At 65.0% G+C, this 16,700-nt stretch carries 14 protein-coding genes; 9 read left to right on the top strand and 5 right to left on the bottom strand.

All coding sequences use genetic code 11. The features are described from left to right. Nucleotides 1–27: 27 nt before the first annotated feature. The 6 genes from ACVRRC_RS21130 to ACVRRC_RS21105 are packed head-to-tail and all read left to right on the top strand — an operon-like array spanning nucleotide 28 to nucleotide 3,236. Complete coding sequence (locus ACVRRC_RS21130; RefSeq protein ID WP_472997488.1) at nucleotides 28–375, top strand: hypothetical protein; 348 nt, start codon at nucleotides 28–30, stop codon at nucleotides 373–375. Between the two features lie 41 nt (nucleotides 376–416). Beyond that, nucleotides 417–1,256, top strand: a complete 840-nt coding sequence (locus ACVRRC_RS21125; RefSeq protein WP_472997487.1) for a DUF2303 family protein — start codon at nucleotides 417–419, stop codon at nucleotides 1,254–1,256. A 57-nt stretch (nucleotides 1,257–1,313) separates the two neighbouring features. After that, nucleotides 1,314–1,799, top strand: a complete 486-nt coding sequence (locus ACVRRC_RS21120; protein WP_472997486.1) for a hypothetical protein — start codon at nucleotides 1,314–1,316, stop codon at nucleotides 1,797–1,799. Beyond that, on the top strand, nucleotides 1,796–2,308 hold the full coding sequence (locus ACVRRC_RS21115) for a hypothetical protein (protein ID WP_472997485.1): 513 nt from the start codon (nucleotides 1,796–1,798) through the stop codon (nucleotides 2,306–2,308). The genes ACVRRC_RS21120 and ACVRRC_RS21115 overlap by 4 nt, the downstream gene beginning before the upstream one ends. After that, nucleotides 2,305–2,934: an HD domain-containing protein gene (locus ACVRRC_RS21110; protein WP_472997483.1), complete on the top strand. Its 630-nt coding sequence runs from the start codon at nucleotides 2,305–2,307 to the stop codon at nucleotides 2,932–2,934. Before ACVRRC_RS21115 ends, ACVRRC_RS21110 begins: the two co-directional genes overlap by 4 nt. 14 nt (nucleotides 2,935–2,948) lie before the next feature. Continuing rightward, the gene (locus ACVRRC_RS21105; RefSeq protein WP_472997482.1) at nucleotides 2,949–3,236 is read left to right on the top strand and encodes a hypothetical protein; all 288 of its coding nucleotides are present in this window, start codon (nucleotides 2,949–2,951) and stop codon (nucleotides 3,234–3,236) included. Here ACVRRC_RS21105 and ACVRRC_RS21100 read toward each other — a convergent pair whose 3' ends face one another. After that, nucleotides 3,237–4,853: a recombinase family protein gene (locus ACVRRC_RS21100; RefSeq protein ID WP_472997481.1), complete on the bottom strand. Its 1,617-nt coding sequence runs from the start codon at nucleotides 4,851–4,853 to the stop codon at nucleotides 3,237–3,239. It abuts the gene before it with no gap. Nucleotides 4,854–4,877: 24 nt separating this feature from the next. Between ACVRRC_RS21100 and rimO the strand changes: the two genes are divergently transcribed. Continuing rightward, nucleotides 4,878–6,203, top strand: a complete 1,326-nt coding sequence (gene rimO, locus ACVRRC_RS21095) for a 30S ribosomal protein S12 methylthiotransferase RimO (protein ID WP_472997480.1) — start codon at nucleotides 4,878–4,880, stop codon at nucleotides 6,201–6,203. Nucleotides 6,204–6,309: 106 nt separating this feature from the next. Here the strand turns inward: rimO and betA are convergent, their stop codons facing one another. From betA to ACVRRC_RS21080, 3 genes are all read right to left on the bottom strand, one after another. Next, a complete protein-coding gene (betA, locus tag ACVRRC_RS21090) occupies nucleotides 6,310–7,983 on the bottom strand; it encodes a choline dehydrogenase (protein ID WP_472997479.1) in 1,674 nt (557 codons plus the stop codon). A gap of 15 nt (nucleotides 7,984–7,998) precedes the next feature. Next, nucleotides 7,999–9,471 carry a betaine-aldehyde dehydrogenase gene (betB, locus tag ACVRRC_RS21085; RefSeq protein WP_472997478.1) on the bottom strand — a complete coding sequence of 491 codons (1,473 nt, stop codon included), beginning with the start codon at nucleotides 9,469–9,471 and terminating at the stop codon, nucleotides 7,999–8,001. 86 nt (nucleotides 9,472–9,557) lie between these two features. Further along, the gene (locus tag ACVRRC_RS21080; protein ID WP_472997477.1) at nucleotides 9,558–11,624 is read right to left on the bottom strand and encodes a choline transporter; all 2,067 of its coding nucleotides are present in this window, start codon (nucleotides 11,622–11,624) and stop codon (nucleotides 9,558–9,560) included. A gap of 430 nt (nucleotides 11,625–12,054) precedes the next feature. Between ACVRRC_RS21080 and trpB the strand changes: the two genes are divergently transcribed. After that, entirely contained in the window at nucleotides 12,055–13,263 is a 1,209-nt protein-coding gene (trpB, locus tag ACVRRC_RS21075; RefSeq protein ID WP_106155218.1) for a tryptophan synthase subunit beta, read from the top strand. A 110-nt stretch (nucleotides 13,264–13,373) separates the two neighbouring features. Next, entirely contained in the window at nucleotides 13,374–14,081 is a 708-nt protein-coding gene (tsaA, locus tag ACVRRC_RS21070) for a tRNA (N6-threonylcarbamoyladenosine(37)-N6)-methyltransferase TrmO (protein ID WP_011912897.1), read from the top strand. Nucleotides 14,082–14,099: 18 nt separating this feature from the next. Here the strand turns inward: tsaA and ACVRRC_RS21065 are convergent, their stop codons facing one another. Next, complete coding sequence (locus tag ACVRRC_RS21065; RefSeq protein ID WP_472997476.1) at nucleotides 14,100–16,637, bottom strand: penicillin acylase family protein; 2,538 nt, start codon at nucleotides 16,635–16,637, stop codon at nucleotides 14,100–14,102. Nucleotides 16,638–16,700: the final 63 nt, after the last annotated feature.

Here is a 16,700-nt window from a genome sequence, read left to right as displayed (position 1 = left end):
AAGGGCAACAAAGAGGCACAGCACGCCATGAAACCCACCGACACCAGCGAGTTCATCAACTCCCTCAACGCCAGCGTATTCGCCCAGCAGGTCGGCCGCGCGCTCTCCGACGTCGCCGCCGGCGTGGTCGACCACGGCAAGCCCGGCGAGGTCACGCTCAAGTTCAAGCTCAAGCAGATCGGCCAGAGCAACCAGGTCACCGTCAGCCACACGCTGGACTTCGTGCAACCCACCAAGCGCGGCAAGAAGCGCGAGGACACCTCCCTCGACACGCCCATGTACGTCACCGAGAACGGCCTCGAGCTGTTCCAGACCAGCCCCACCGACCAGATGTTCACCCGCGAGCAGGCGCCAGTAGTGCCCCGCGAAGTCTGACCCGCTTCACCAAGCCCCACTCACCAAAAGGAAGACACAGCATGTCGCTGAGCAAAGAAGCCATCCAACACATCGAGTCCCAGGCCGTGATCGCGGCAGCCAAGCCGATCACCATTGCGGACGGCACCACCGTAGCGGTACTGCCAGAGGGCATTCGCATGCAGTCGCTGGAAGTATTCCAGCCGATGCGCGACCGCTTCCGCGGGACTATGGCTACCCACTCCCTGCAGGACTTCATCAAGTACACCGAAAGCCATGACGTGGTGGATGACAACGCACCGGCCGCCGCGCGCGGCTTCATCGATCAGGACGCCATGCGCGCCGCCGTCATCTTCAACCTGGGCGAACCCGGGGCCGCCGGCCATGGCGATGACGTAGCCGTGCTCACCCTCAAGCCGACCGCCGCCTATTCCGCCCTCCAGGCTGTGCTCGGCAAGCCGCTCAGCCAGAAGGAACTCGCCGAATGGTTGGAGGATTGGCTGCCCAACCTGGAGGCCCAAGACGGCGAGGCGACTCTGCCGATGCTGCAGGCCATCAACGCTGTGCGCCGCATGGTCATCAAGGCCACCAGCCAGCGCGACAGCAACGTCGGCGACTTGTCCGCCAGCCGCTCGGCCATGGACGAGATCGAGGCCAAGAGCCAGGACACCCTGCCCTCCGCCTTCATCTTCACCACCGTCCCGTTCGAAGGGCTGGACGTGGCAGATATCAAGCTGCGCCTGTCCGTCATCACCGGCCGCGACGAGCCACTCCTGAAACTCCGGTGGGTCGGGGAGGAAGCCCAGCGCGAAGCCTTCGCCCAGGAATTCAAGGACGTGCTCGAGCAGGAAGTCGGCGGCCTGGTGCCACTCACCATCGGCACCTTCTCTCTCGGCAAGTAACACCAACCACCACCCCGCCGGCCTCACCAGCCGGCGGGCTCAAACGGGACACAGCACATGAACTTCACCACCATTCAGATCATCGCCTTCATCGGCGCAGTCGCAGGCATGGCCATCGTGTTCGGCCTCGGCTTCTATGAAGGCCTGCGCAAGGGCAAGCGCGAGGCCTTCGACATCGGCTACCAGCGCGGCCTGCACGCCCACCGCTATGAACTCACACAGGCTCGACGCGACATCGAGTCAGCCAAGCACAGCTTCACCATCAGCCGCCTCAACGCCGCCCAGGCACTCGAAGCCAGCACCGCTGAGCTGGACGACTGCCGCGAACAGATCGCCAACCTGCAAACCCGCGTCATCACCGAGGACGACGCCAACCAGCTCGTGGCCATGGCCGACAAGCTCAGCCTGGCAGCCAACACCTTCGCCGGCCTCGGCTCGCACGACCAGGCACAAATCTGCCGGCGCCTCTCCGAGCGGGCCCGCGCCCTGTTCGACCGCTACTGGCAAACCCTGCCGGTGAAGGAAGTGGAGGTGATGGCATGAGCCAGTCGACCGTATGCCTGCGCGCGCGCCGCGCCGTACCTCTACAGAACATCATCGCCACCAGTGGCGAGTCCTTCATTTGCGTTGGCTACCACCACCCCAAGGACCGCAGCGTTTCGCAGGATCGCTTCTGCCACTGCTGGAAGAACGACTCGGTAGACGAGCACAGCCACTGGGACCGCCGCGACATCACCGACACCATGTCAGTGATGGCTACGGCGCTGAGCATCGACGCCAACATCATGGCCTCGGAGAAAATGACCGAAGCCCAGATGAACAAGGCTGACCTCACCGCGCAACAGCCCGAGGAAGACCTGCCACCAGACGCCGCCGTCGTCGCCATCGCCTACGCGCTGGACCAGCGCACCGAGGAGGGGATGGAGTTCCTGCGCCTCTGGAACCAGGGCGACTTCGACGAATGCCGCAAGCACTGGCCAGACGCCCCGGACGAGGTCTACATCGGCGCCGATCCGCTGTTCGAGCCGGCAACGCAGGAGGGCCAGCCATGACTTGGATTCTCACCCGCTCCGGCCGCCGCTTCGACCTGCTCGCGCCCAACGCCGACCAGGTCTGCACGCTGGACATTGCCCACGCCCTGTCGCAGCTCTGCCGCTTCAACGGCCACACCAGCCGGCACTACTCAGTCGCGCAGCACAGCCTGCTGGTGGCCAGCATCGTCCCGGCCGAACACCAGCTCGCCGCCCTGCTCCACGACGCCACCGAAGCCTACGTCGGCGACATGGTGCGCCCGCTCAAGCTGGGCATGCGCGAGTTCTATGAAGCGCAGTGCCTGGTTTCGCTGTACGACGAGGTCGAGCGCAAGGTCTGGCAGGCCATCTGCGAACACTTTCACCTCGAACCGGAACTGCCCGCCTGCGTGAACGAGGCCGACATGATCGCCTTGGCAACCGAACGCGCTCAGCTCATGCCGGAACACCCCGGCGAATGGAACTGCCTCGCCGGCGTAACGCCGCTTAACAAACCGCTGGAGAACTGGACGCCCTCACGGGCATTCCTGCACTACCACAACCGCCTGCTCGAGCTGATGCAATCCACCCACCGCGCCCGCGCTCGCTCCACCTGGGAGCGCGTCGACGCCGAACACACCGGCGCCGCTGCGCCGCAGTGCTTGTAGGGAGGGAAGCGGCGATGAAAGACTTAGTACCAAACCCGCAGCTGCAGGCCTCCCGCATCAGCGCCACGGTCAGCGAAGGCTTCACCGTCACCACAGCAGATGGCAATCCGGCCCGGCTGGCCATCATCGACGAGGCGGGCAACGTTATCGAGGCCGGGCCGGATGTCGCCTGGGCGGCCTGGAAGGTCTGCATTGAGGTTCAGGAGAACTACTGGGAGGGGATGGGCCACCTGGTGGTGCACAGCAGCCCACCCGGCGACCCGGCGCTGGCGGAAATCCTGATCGGGAAGAAAGCCGCCTGATCAACCGCGGCGGTCGTTGCTGGCCTTCCAGGCTCCCGACCGCCGTTCTATATCCAGCGCCACGCGCCGCCCTGCCCGCGACACCAGTACTAGGTGAATCGTCTTGCTGTCCGGATCCGGCACAACACCCCGCATGTACACCACGACCCGGCTGAACGTATCGAGCACCAACTGCCGCAGCGCCTCGCGCGCCGGGCTGTAGATGTCCTGTGAGTCGGCCGCCAGCGCCGCCCATTGTTCGGCAGCGGCGGGCGTCTGCCCCTTGCCCTGCACCGCCTGTTCCAGCTCAAGCCGCTCGGCCTCAGCCTTAAACTGTTGCAGCTCGGCTTCCAACTCCCGCGCTTTGCGCACGAACGCCAACGGCGCGGCACCCTGATCGTCGGCCAATAGCGCCTCGGTCACGCGGGCAAGCTGCCGCTCCACCTCACCCTGTTTGCGCACGCATGCCTGCAGGCGCTGGCGTATCTGCTGGCCATCGTCTGTCGGCTCCATCAAGCGCGTGAGGTTCATCTGGTCCGAGCAGTACGCGAGGAGCGCCTTTTCCACCGGCACCACACTGCAGCTCGCGGCCTTGCAGCCCGTGCTGTTGGAATATGACGTGCAATGCAACCGGCGGTGGCCGTCCGCCAGAGTGCCGTCTTCGCGAGCCCGTCCCAGCAGGTTCTGCGCGACCACGGCGGTGCCACAGTAGCCGCACCAGGTGATGCCGATGCCGGTGAGGATGCCAACAATGTCACTGGCGCCGCGGCGTCCGTGCCGCTGACTCGTCGCTGCCTGCAGCTCGCGGTATTCTTCGTCTGTCAGCAGCGCCGGATAGTAGCCCTCGAGCAAGTAGTCTTCACCGTCCACGCTGATGCGCTTCGCGCCGCGTAATGCAGGTAGCTTGATCAGCCGATAGATCTGCTGGCCAGCCAAGCCCCATTCGCTGAGCTCATACCCGCGCTCCACCATCTTGCGCACGGCCCGGGTTGCGCCTTCGCCCTTCTTGTACAGCTCCAGCGCATACCGCACCGCCTCGACCCGCTCCGGTATTAGCTGCCATGCCTGGCCATCCCAGCGCAACCACTGCGGGTCGCGGCCGTTTCGGATCAGTCCGCGATAGGTGCCGGCCTGCCACCCTTCGCAGAGCCGCCGAATCGACGCCTTCACCCGTTTGCTCTTTGTGTCGGACTCTTCGTGCGCACGAATCATCACCAGTAGCGAATACACTAGGTCCATCGGCTGCGCCTTCAAACCGGCGCGGTTGTATTCTCGGCCATCGCTCGCAGTCACTACGGTGATGCCGGCATTAATGATTTGCGCCAGTTGCGCCTGCGCCTGGATGGGCTCAGCCCGGCTCAACCGATCCAGCCCCTCGACGATGAGCACCGACCCGCTCGGAATCCGCCCCTCGTCCACCGCCTTCAGAAACGCCCCGAGCGCGCCTTGCTTCACGTGCTGCTGGTGATAAGCCGACAACCCCTCATCGCGCAGCGACAGCGACTCATCGAGCACAAGCCCCCGCTCCGCCGCCCACTTCTGCGCGTACAGCAGCTGACGATCGGCGCTGCTGCCAGTCGCTTGCCGGGGATCGGAAAACCTCAGATAGCTGTATACTCGCGCGCTATTTTTTTTCATGCCGTAGTGCCGAGGCGGCCCGCAATGTCGAAGAAAGTCGGAAGTATAGGGTTTATTTCGTTAGGGTGCCCCAAGGCGACCGTCGATTCCGAACGCATCCTCACTCAGCTGCGCATGGAGGGCTACCAGATCGTGCCGTCCTATGAGGATGCCGATGTGGTGGTGGTCAATACCTGCGGTTTCATCGACAGCGCCAAGGCGGAATCGCTGGATGCCATCGGCGAGGCGATCGCCGAGAACGGCAAGGTGATCGTCACCGGCTGCATGGGCGTGGACGAGAAGAACATCCGCGGCGTGCATCCCAGCGTGCTGGCGGTTACCGGCCCGCAGCAGTACGAGCAGGTGGTCAACGCGGTGCACGAAGTGGTGCCGCCGAGCATCGAACACGATCCCTTCGTCGATCTGGTGCCGCCGCAGGGCATCAAGCTCACCCCGCGCCACTACGCCTATCTGAAGATTTCCGAAGGCTGCAACCACAGCTGCAGCTTCTGCATCATCCCGTCCATGCGCGGCAAGCTGGTCAGCCGCCCGGTGGGCGATGTGCTCAGCGAAGCCGAGCGCCTGGTCAAGGCCGGCGTGAAGGAAGTCCTGGTGATCAGCCAGGACACCAGCGCCTATGGCGTCGACCTCAAGTACAAGCTGGACTTCTGGAACGGCCAGCCGGTCAAGACGCGCATGCTCGAGCTGTGCGAGGAGCTGGGCAAGATGGGCGTCTGGGTGCGCCTGCACTACGTCTACCCCTACCCCAACGTCGACGACGTGATCCCGCTGATGGCCGCCGGCAAGATCCTGCCGTACCTGGACATCCCCTTCCAGCACGCCAGCCCGAAAGTGCTCAAGGCGATGAAGCGCCCGGCGTTCGAGGACAAGACTCTGGCGCGCATCAAGAAATGGCGCGAGATCTGCCCCGAGCTGACCATTCGCTCGACCTTCATCGTCGGCTTCCCCGGCGAGACCGAAGAAGATTTCCAGTACCTGCTCGACTGGCTGACCGAAGCCCAGCTCGACCGCGTCGGCTGCTTCCAGTATTCGCCGGTTGACGGCGCGCCGGCCGAGGCCATGAACCTGGAGCCGGTACCGGACGAGATCAAGCAGGATCGCTGGGACCGCTTCATGGCGCACCAGCAGGCCATCAGCGCCGCGCGCCTGCAGCTTAAGGTCGGCAAGGAACTGGATGTGCTGATCGATGAAGTGGACGAGGACGGCGCCATCGGCCGTTCCTGGGCCGATGCCCCGGAGATCGACGGCATGGTCTACGTTGACAGCGAACAACCGCTGCAGCCGGGCGACAAGGTGCGCGTGCGCGTCACCAATGCCGACGAGTACGACCTCTGGGCCGAAGTGATCTGAACTGCTCCGCCACAGGAAAACGCCCCGCACTAGCGGGGCGTTTCATTTCTGCGCAACCAGTCCTCGACAGCCTACGGCGAGACCTTCTCCACCGACTGAAGAACCGTCAACGCTGCGGTGGTTGCCGCACCGGTGCGCCGTTGGCGACGTAGTAGCTCGCCGTGCTGCGCGGCAACGGCTCGCGACCGCGAATCCGGTCGGCGATCTTCTCGGCCAGCATGATGGTGGTGGCGTTGAGGTTGCCGGTGATGATCTGCGGCATGATCGAGGCATCCACCACGCGCAACCCGTCCACTCCATGCACACGGCCCTGCCCGTCGACCACGGCCATGTCGTCGGTGCCCATCCTGCAGGAGCAGGACGGGTGATAGGCCGTCTCCGCGTGCTCGCGGACGAAGGCGTCCAGCTCGGCGTCGCTCTGCGCCTCCACGCCCGGATTCAACTCGCGACCACGGTAAGGATCGAGCGCGGGCTGCGCGATGATCTCGCGGGTGATGCGGATGGCATCGCGAAACTCGCGCCAGTCCTGCTCGTGGGCCATGTAGTTGAACAGGATGCTGGGGTCGACCCGCGGATCGGTGGAGCGAATCTCGATGCGCCCGCGACTGGGTGAACGCATCGAGCCGACGTGGGCCTGGAAGCTGTGGCCGTCATGGGCGTTGCTGCCGTTGTAGCTGACCGCCACCGGCAGGAAGTGGAACTGGATGTTCGGCCATTCGAACTCGTCGCTGCTGCGGATGAAGCCGCCGGCCTCGAACTGGTTGCTGGCACCGATGCCGCTGCCGAGGAACAGCCACTCGGCGCCGATCGCCGGCTGGTTCCACCACTTGAGCGCCGGGTACAGCGACACCGGCTTCAGGCACTCGAACTGCAGGTACATCTCCAGGTGGTCCTGCAGGTTCTGGCCTACGCCGGGCAACTCCTGCACCAGCGTGACGCCGAGCTTCTTCAGCAACGCGCCAGGGCCGACCCCCGAACGCTGCAGGATCTGCGGCGAGGCGATGGCGCCGCCGCACAGCAGCACTTCGCGGCGCGCGCGCGCAACGTGGGGCCGCTCGCTGCCGCGCAGGTAACGTACGCCGACGGCACGCTTGCCCTCGAACAGCACGCGGTCGGTGACGGCATGGGTATGGATGGTCAGGTTCGGCCGCTCCTTGGCCTGGTCCAGATAACCGCGCGCCGTGCTGGCGCGCCGGCCCTGGGGCGTGACGGTGCGATCCATCGGGCCGAAGCCTTCCTGCTGGTAGCCGTTGAGGTCATCGGTACGCGGATAGCCAGCCTGCACGCCCGCTTCCACCATGGCATGGAACAGCTCGTTGTTGTCGGCCTTGGGCGTGGTCACGCTGACCGGGCCGTCGCCGCCGTGGTAGTCGTTGGGGCCGATGTCGCGCGACTCGGCCTTGCGGAAGTACGGCAGGCAGTTGAGGTAGGTCCAGTCCTCCAGCCCCGGTGCCTTGGCCCAGTTGTCGTAGTCCAGTGCGTTGCCGCGGATGTAGCACATGCCGTTGATCAGCGAGGAACCGCCCAGGCCCTTGCCGCGGCCGCAGTCCATGCGGCGATTGTTCATGTGCGGTTCGGGATCGGTCTTGTAGGCCCAGTTGTAGCGCGTGCCCTGCAGCGGATATGCCAGCGCGGCAGGCATCTGGGTGCGGAAATCCAGCCGATAGTCCGGGCCGCCGGCTTCCAGCAGCAGTACGCTGACCTCGGCGTCCTCGGTCAGGCGCGCGGCCAGCACATTACCGGCCGAACCCGCGCCGATGATGATGTAGTCGTATTCCATGCGTCCTCCTTTCCCTCAGAACACCGAGGCGAACTCGCCCAGCTCCACCTGTACCGATTTGACCCGCGTGTAGTACGCCAGCGAGGCGATGCCGTTCTCGCGGCCGATGCCTGACTGCTTGTAGCCACCGACCGGCATCTGCGCCGGCGATTCGCCCCAGGTATTGATCCAGCAGATGCCGGCCTCGAGGCGATGGATGATGCGGTGCGCCCGCGCCAGGTCAGGGGTGACCACGCCCGCGGCCAGGCCGTACTCGGTGGCGTTGGCGCGACGGATGACCTCCTCTTCGTCCTGGTAGTCGAGCAGGCTCAGCACAGGACCGAAGATCTCTTCGCGCACGATGCTCATGTCGTCGCTGCAGTCGCTGAAGATGGTCGGGGCGACGAAGGCGCCCTTGGCGTACTCGCCCTCGGTCACCCGCTCGCCGCCACACAGAACGCGCGCGCCGGCGGCCTTGCCCTGGGCGATGTAGTCGAGCACCTTGTCCATGTGCGCGAAGCTGACCAACGGCCCGAAGTTGGTCGCCTCCTGCTGCGGATCACCCAGGCGAACGCGCTGCACGCGCTCCAGCAGCTTGGCCTCGAACGCCGCTTTCAGGCCCGTCGGGACGAAAACCCGGGTGCCGTTGGTGCACACCTGGCCGGAGCTGAAGAAGTTGGCCATGACCGCGATATCGGCTGCGCGATCCAGATCGGCATCCTCGCAGACGATCAGCGGCGACTTGCCGCCCAGCTCCATGGTCACCTCCTTCAGCGACGACGCCGCCGCACTGGCCATGACCTTCTTGCCGGTAGCCACGCCGCCGGTGAAAGACACTTTGACGATGCGTGGGTGCTCGGTGATCAGTGATCCGACACCGGCACCACTGCCGGTCAGCACGTTGAACACGCCATCGGGCAGCCCGGCCTCGCTGAAGATTTCCGCCAGTTTGAGCGCGCTCAGCGAGGTGACTTCGCTGGGTTTGAAGATCATCGCGTTGCCGGCGGCCAGCGCCGGAGCCGCCTTCCACAGGGCGATCTGGATCGGATAGTTCCAGGCGCCGATGCCGGCGACCACGCCAAGCGGCTCCCGTCGGGTGTAGACGAAGCTGCTGTCGCGCAGCGGAATCTGCTCACCCTCGATGGCCGGGGCAAGGCCCGCGTAGTACTCCAGCACGTCGGCGCCGGTGATGATATCAACGCTGCGGGTTTCGCTCAGCGGCTTGCCGGTATCCAGGGTTTCCAGCAGCGCCAGCTCGTCGTTGCGCTCGCGCAGCAGATCGACCGCTCGACGCATGATTCGCGCCCGCTCGATACCGGTCAGTGCAGCCCAGATGTGCTGGCCCCGCTCGGCGCTTTCGACCGCGCGCTCCAGGTCGGCCGCACCGGCCTCAGCCACATCGGCCAGGACTTCGCCGTTGGCCGGGTTGATGCTCTGGAAGGTCTGGTTGCTGCTGGCGTCGACGTAGCCGCCATGGATATAGAGTTGCTGCCGTGGAAAACGGGCCATGTTCTAGCTCCTGTGATCGAGGCGACAGCGGATCGACGCTGCCGCGACGTGAATGGAACGCCCGGGGATCGCCCGGACGTGTGTGGTCAGGGCGTCGGTGTCGCTCCCGGGTTGGGCATGCCGCTTTCACCCCCACCGTTCTCGCGCTGCAGATGCAGGAAGTGCATGTGGTGTTCGTAGTGGTCGAGGACGTCCTCGATCAGCTGGCGCCGCGAGTAACCCATCAGGTCGTAACCCAGGCTGCCCTGACGCAGGTGCACCTCGAGCCGGTAGTAATCGGCCTTGCTGCTCTGGGTGCGCATGGCGAACGACGGCATGGTGCTGCGCACCGGCCAGATCTGATAGGTGAAATCCTGTTCGCTGCCCAGGTTGACGTTGAGGATCAGATGCTCGTTGCCCGGCTCGCCCTCGAGAATCTCCACCGGTACGCCCTTCTCGCCTAGCGCCTTTTTGATCTCTTCCATGGCCGGCCTGCCGACCTCCTTCAGATAACGGCGAATCTGCGACAGGCTGGGGAAGCTCATCGCCCGCGAAAGACGCTGGCTCCAGTTCATGTGGGCGTGCTCCAGCGTGGCTCGCCCGGACAGATATCCGGCAAGGCTCTTCTGGTAGCTGTCGGCCATTACCCCTTCAACATGCAGGGCCTTGAACAGCCCCACCATCATGAACAGCAGCACGATGGAGAACGGCAGCCCCATGATCACCACGGTGCCCTGCAGCGCCGTCAGGCCACCGGCGATCAGCAGCGCGAGGGTGAGCACGCCGATGATCGCGGCCCAGAGAATGCGCATCCACACCGGCGCATCGCTGTTCACATCCTTGAGGATGGAGGTGAAGTTCGACAGCACCAGCGAACCGGAGTCGCCCGAGGTGACGAAGAAGACGATGGCCAGGATGGTCACCACGATGGTGGTGATACCCGACCACGGCAGGCTCTGGAGGAACAGGTAGATCGATGAGCCAGGGTTGTTCATGGCCTGCTCGCCGAACTCCAGCGCGCCGCCCATGACCATCTCGATGGCGCTGTTACCCATGATCGACATCCAGGCCATCATGAAGGCCAGCGGCAGCAACAGCGTGCCGATGACGAACTCACGAATGGTCCGGCCGCGGGAAATGCGCGCCAGGAACAGCCCGACGAAAGGCCCCCAGGCGATCCACCAGGCCCAGAAGAACACCGTCCAGGCGTTCAGCCAGTCGGTCGGGCGCTGGTAGGCGTAGGTGTCCAGCGACAGGCTGATGAAGTTGGAGAAGTAGTCGCCGACATTCATCACCAGGGCATTGAGCAGGAACACCGAGTCGCCCACCACCAGCACGAACAACAGCAACAACACGGCCAGCAGCATGTTGAACTCGGAAAGCCGGCGAATGCCGCGCTCCACGCCGGTGGCCGCCGAGATGGCCGAGAACACCACGATCAGCACCACCAGCACGGCCTGGGTCAGGGTCCCTTCGGGGATGCCGAAGATGTAGTTGAGGCCGAAGTTCAGCTGGATGATGCCGATGCCCAGACTCGTGGCGATGCCGAAGATCGTGCCCAGCACGGCCGCGCCATCCACGGTGTGGCCGATCGGTCCATGGATGCGCTTGCCGAAGATCGGATACAGCGCCGAGCGGATCGACAGCGGCAGCCCCTGGCGAAAGCTGAAATAGGCCAGCGACATGCCCACCAGGGTGTACACGCCCCAACCGGACAGCCCCCAGTGCAGGAAGGTCAGCTCCATGGCGTGGCGTGCCGCCTGGGTGGTGCCGCCCTCACCTACCGGCGGCTCAAGAAACTGGGTGATCGGCTCGGCGATGCAGAAGAACAGCAGGTCGATGCCGATCCCGGCGGAAAACAGCATCGCCGCCCAGGTCACCACGTTGAATTCAGGTTTGGAGTGATCCGGCCCGAGGCGGATCTTGCCGTAACGACTGGTGGCGACGATCACCACGAACAGCAGGTACAGCAGCACGGCGAGAAAGTAGAACCAGCCGAAGCTGTTGGATATCCAGCCGAGTACCGTGTTGATGACCGCCAGCGAGCGATCGGTGAAGAACATCGTCCATACGGCGAATACCACGATGGCGATGGCGGAACCGTAGAACACTACGGGATTGATTCGATCAGCGGGCGCGTCGGAATCATTGGGCGAGAGCTCAGCCTCGTTCATCAGTTCTATCTCCTGAACTTGTTCTGGCTTTACGACATCGCAGTGCGACGTATTGCGGCAGGTAGCGTGCAATTCCATGGAAATTGCGCGGGCCTGATGGCGGGGCGGGCATGCAAGACGTGCTGTGCTGATGACAGCCATACCCTTCGGCGACAAGATCGCCGACAAAACAAAAGCGTTGATTTGCTCCGATCAGATGAAATAAGCGAGGCATCCTACACGATAAATGCCAATCCCGCGAACAAACCGAACCACCCACAGCCTGCTCGGTGCCGGCCAGCGCCTTCGCTACCCCGGCGTTCGGCAACGCGCAGCAGCGAACCGGTGAGCATCGCGGCGTGGCTGCGGCTGCATTTTCAGCGGTACAGACGCTGGCTTATGATCGGCCCCGCGTAACCAGGCGCTCCCTTCAACCTGCAGAGATGAACCTATGTCGTCCGATCCTCGTTTCACTGCCATGCCCGACGCCAACGGCTACTTCGGCCCCTACGGTGGCCAGCTGGTGCCGCCGCACCTCAAGCAGGCGATGGACGACATCAACCTGGCCTACGAAGAGATCCGCCAGCGCGAGGATTTCCAGCAGGAACTGGCGGCCCTGTTCGCCGACTACGTGGGCCGGCCGAGCCCGATCTTCCATGCCCGGCGCCTGTCCGAGCAGCTCGGTGGCGCGCAGATTCACCTGAAGCGCGAGGACCTGAATCACACCGGGGCACACAAGATCAATCACTGTCTGGGCGAGGCACTGCTTGCCCGGTTCATGGGCAAGACCAAGGTGATCGCCGAGACCGGCGCCGGCCAACACGGTGTCGCCCTGGCCACCGCCTGCGCGCTGGTGGGCATCCCCTGCGAAATCCACATGGGCCAGGTGGACATCGAGAAGGAACATCCCAACGTCACCAAGATGAAGATCCTCGGCTGCAAGCTGGTGGCGGTCACCCGAGGCGCGGCGACGCTCAAGGAAGCGGTGGACAGCGCCTTCGAGGAATACCTGAAGGATCCGCAGAACTACCTCTACGCCATCGGCTCGGTGGTAGGCCCGCATCCGTTCCCGAAGATGGTCCGCGATTTCCAGTCGATCATCGGTCAAGAGGCGCGCGGCCAGTTTCTCGCCAGGCATGGTCGCCTGCCGGACCAGGTGGTCGCCTGCGTCGGCGGCGGTTCCAATGCCATGGGCATCTTCACAGCCTTCCTGGAAGACGCCGCGGTCGAGCTGGTGGGCATCGAGCCGGCCGGCGAAAGCCTGGACAAGCCCGGCCGCCATTCGGCCACCCTGTCCAAGGGCAAACCCGGTGAACTGCACGGCATGGCCTGCTACGTGCTGGAAGATGCCGAGGGCAACCCGTCCGCAGTGCACTCCATCGCCTCCGGCCTGGACTATCCCGGCGTCGGCCCTCAGCACAGCTACCTCAAGGACATCGGCCGGGTGAACTACCAGACCGCGACGGACCAGGAGTGCCTGGATGCCTTCATGACCCTGTCGCGCGTCGAAGGCATCATCCCCGCTCTGGAAAGTGCCCACGCGGTGGCCTGGGCGATTCGCACCGCGCCGAGGCTGGGCAAGGACAGCCACATCCTGGTCAATCTGTCCGGCCGCGGCGACAAGGATGCCGACTACGTCGCCAAGCTGCTCGGCCTGTAAGCCTCTGGCGCCGGGCCGCCACCTCCCGAGAGGACGCGGCCCGACGTCGCGCAGCGCGGCGCCATAGCGGGTAAGATGCGCAGCCGCCCGTCCGTATCCAGGCCTGCCCCATGCAACACAGCGTCTCGCCGATCGGCTACGTCCGTTCCTGCTTCAAGGAAAAGTTCGCCATTCCGCGCCAACCCAGCCTGGCCCCGGCCGCACGCGGCGTGCTGGAACTGCTGCCGCCGTTCGACAAGGGCGATGCGGTGGCCGGACTCGAACAGGTCAGCCATGTATGGCTGCTGTTCCTCTTCCATCAGGCGCTGGAAAGCACACCACGTCTCAAGGTGCGACCGCCGCGCCTGGGCGGCAATCGCATGGTCGGCGTGTTCGCCACCCGCGCGACGCATCGCCCCAACGGAATCGGTCAATCGGTGGTCAGGCTGGATCGCGTCGAAGCGGATCGGCTGTTCATCTCCGGCATCGACCTGCTGGATGGCACGCCGGTGCTGGACATCAAGCCCTATGTTCCCTACGCCGATGCCCTGCCGGATGCGCGCAACGACATGGCTGCGGACGCGCCGACACTGATCGAGGTGCAGTGGACCGAAAGCGGGTTGCTGCAGGCCCACCGCGAAGCGCTGCGGCTCGGCGAGCCACTGCTGGAACTCATCGAGCAATGCCTGGCGCAGGACCCGCGCCCCGCGTACCAGAAGCCGGAGCCCGAGCGGCGCTACGGCGCGCAGTTCTGGGATGTCGACGTGCGCTGGCACTACCCTGCGCCGGACACGATCCGCGTGCTCGAGGTGATACCCGCGACGCCGCGACCGACCTGAGGCCGGCGCGGCGCGACCTCACTTGCCAGCCGGGGTCAGCAACAGACGCTGCGTGCCATAGACCTTGTCGAGATTCCCCGTCTTGAACGGGAAGCTCAGGTACTGCGCCTTCAGCCACGCCTCGATGCCGTCGGCGTAGTGCGGGCTGGCCGGGTTGCCGGATTGGCCCGAACTGTTCAGCCCGATCATCGGTTCGTCCAGTCCGAAGTCGACGATGATGCGCATTGCCGGGATCAGCCAGGTATCGAAGTCCGTGCCCAGGTGATAGGCCGAGGCATTCAGCGTGCTGTGATCGCCGCCCATGGCATAGGGACCACGATCGAGGTAGTTGCCGATGGCGTGGATTCTGCTGCGCTGGCCGGCCGCCATGTGCGGTGCCAGCTGCGTCGCGCCGGAGGTCCAGCGAGCGGTATGCAGCTTGCCCCATTGCCAGGCGCTGCGCTCGTTGCCCAGACGGGTTTCCAGCAAACTCACCGCAGCGGCCAGGCTGCGCGCCAGGATCGCCGGTTTGTCTTCGCTCTGCGCGGTGCGCTGGTCGTTCCAGAACGGGCTGTCTTCGCGGCCGAGCAGATGGTCCGCCTGGGCCGAATAGGAAGTGTTGGCGGTCTGTACCAGCGCACGCCAGGCCGGCGAGTCCTCAGGCCCCAGTTCGTCGAGGAAGATGTGCCGCGCACTCTCGTGCAGGAAGGCGCCATACAGCGCGGCGTTGGCCGAATCGGCCGCGAGCTTGCCATCGAAGGCGAGCAACCGATCCAGCGCCTCGCGCGCCTTGCTGCGTTCGGCGGCCGGCAGGCCATCGATCGCCTGGCGCAGCGGCCCGGCCATGCCCGGCGCCTCGAACATCGCCCTGAGCTTGGCAGCGAACGGCGTGACCTGGTCGTACTGCATGGCGATGGTGCTGCGGGTGTCATGCTTGCCCCGCCCGGCCAGCTCCGCCAGTCGCTCGTAGCGCTCCGGGCCGTACCAGGAGCTGGACAGCTGCATGCCATAGCCGCGCGGCACGCTGCGCTGGTTGGCGGTGCCTAGCCAGCCCTGGAACGGGTCCTGGTCGTAGGGATGCAGCATCGGGTCGGCATAGCCATCCCAGTCGTAGCGACCGTCCCAGCCCGGCGACGGCACCAGCCCCAGCCCCTCGCGACGGTTGGGGAAGCGCCCGGTCACCTGCCAGCCAATGCCCTGCTGGTCGGCGAACACCAGATTGAGCGCGGCGGCGCGAATCTCCCGGGTCGCCTCGAAGGCCTGGTCCACCGACTGCGCGCGGGACAGGTCGAAGAAGGCGTCCAGCGTGCGATCGGCTTCCAGCTGCGTGGTCTTCAGGGCCAGGCCGTAGCCACTACCGAGCTGCAACGGTTGCAGCGGGTGCTTGCGCTCGCCGAGTACGCTGTTGAGCAGCGGGCCGTTGCGGGTCTCGAAAATGGTCTCGCGGATCGGCCGCTCGCCCTTGACGAAGTAGGTCTCGTGGCGCTCGCGGGCCGGCAGCCATTTGCCGTCGGCCAGGTACATCAGCCGCGAGCCTTCGCGACGCACCTGCTCGAGATAGAGGTCCTGGTTGTCGCCCATGACCATGGTCATGCCCCAGCCGAGCTTGCCGTTGAAGCCCGCCACCACGGCGGGGACGCCTGCGATGGTGACACCCGCCGCCTGGAACTTCGGTGCGCGGATCTGCATGAAATTCCAGTACGAGGGCATCGACAGCGGCAGGTGCGTGTCGTTGGCCAGGATCGGCTTGCCGCTGCGTGTGTTGCTGCCGGCGATGGCCCAGTTGTTGGAAGCCGCCATGCCGGCCGGCGTCAGAGCCGCCAGCGGCTGTGTGGCACGTTCGAGTGCCGCCAGCCCGGGCACATTGCCACCCAGCTTCAAGCCCTTGAGCTTGTCCGCCTCGTCGAACGGCAGCACCTCGTCCGGGTAGATGGGCAACAGCCAGGCCAGCTTGTCGCTGCCCACTTTCTGCGCCATCAGCAACGCGGCGACCTCTTCCTGCAGGTTCTGCGAAAGGCCGAAATTGAGCAGACAGAACACCAGCACCGAATCCTCGGGCTTCCAGTACTCCGGTTTGTAGCCGGACTCGGCGAGGTCCATCGGCAGCTTGTCGCGATGACGATACAGGTAGGCGTTCACGCCACGGGCGTACACCTCGAAGAACTTTTTCATCCTCGGCGAGGATTCACGGTACAGCAGCTCGGCGCTCTGGCGCAGATTGACCGCCCGCATGAAACGGTCGGTCTCCAGCACGCCCGGGCCGACCATTTCCGCCAGGCGGCCCTGGGCCATCAACCGAAGGCTGACCATCTGGCTCAGTCGATCGGTGGCGTGGACGTATCCCATGGCAAACAGCGCATCGTGAAACGACGAGGTTTCGATCAGCGGCATGCCCATGGAATTGCGCCGGATGCTCGCACTGCCCGCCAGTCCGGTCAGCGGTTGAATGCCCTGTGCCGGCGGCAGACTGGCGCTGTAGCGGTTATCGAGATAGGCCTGACAACCGCCGAGGCCGGCCAGGCCGAGCGCGGCCCCCAGCGTCAGGCGAACCAGGGCGTACGGCAGACGCAGAGACATCGAAGACTCCTGTGCGGGCTTGGCGAGGATGGTGCTAACAGATTAGAGGGCGTACGGCGAAGA

It is taken from the genome of Stutzerimonas sp. LR2 (assembly GCF_055755175.1).
Note: the sequence above shows the minus strand (reverse complement) of the source record. Positions and strands in the feature narration are given on the sequence as shown.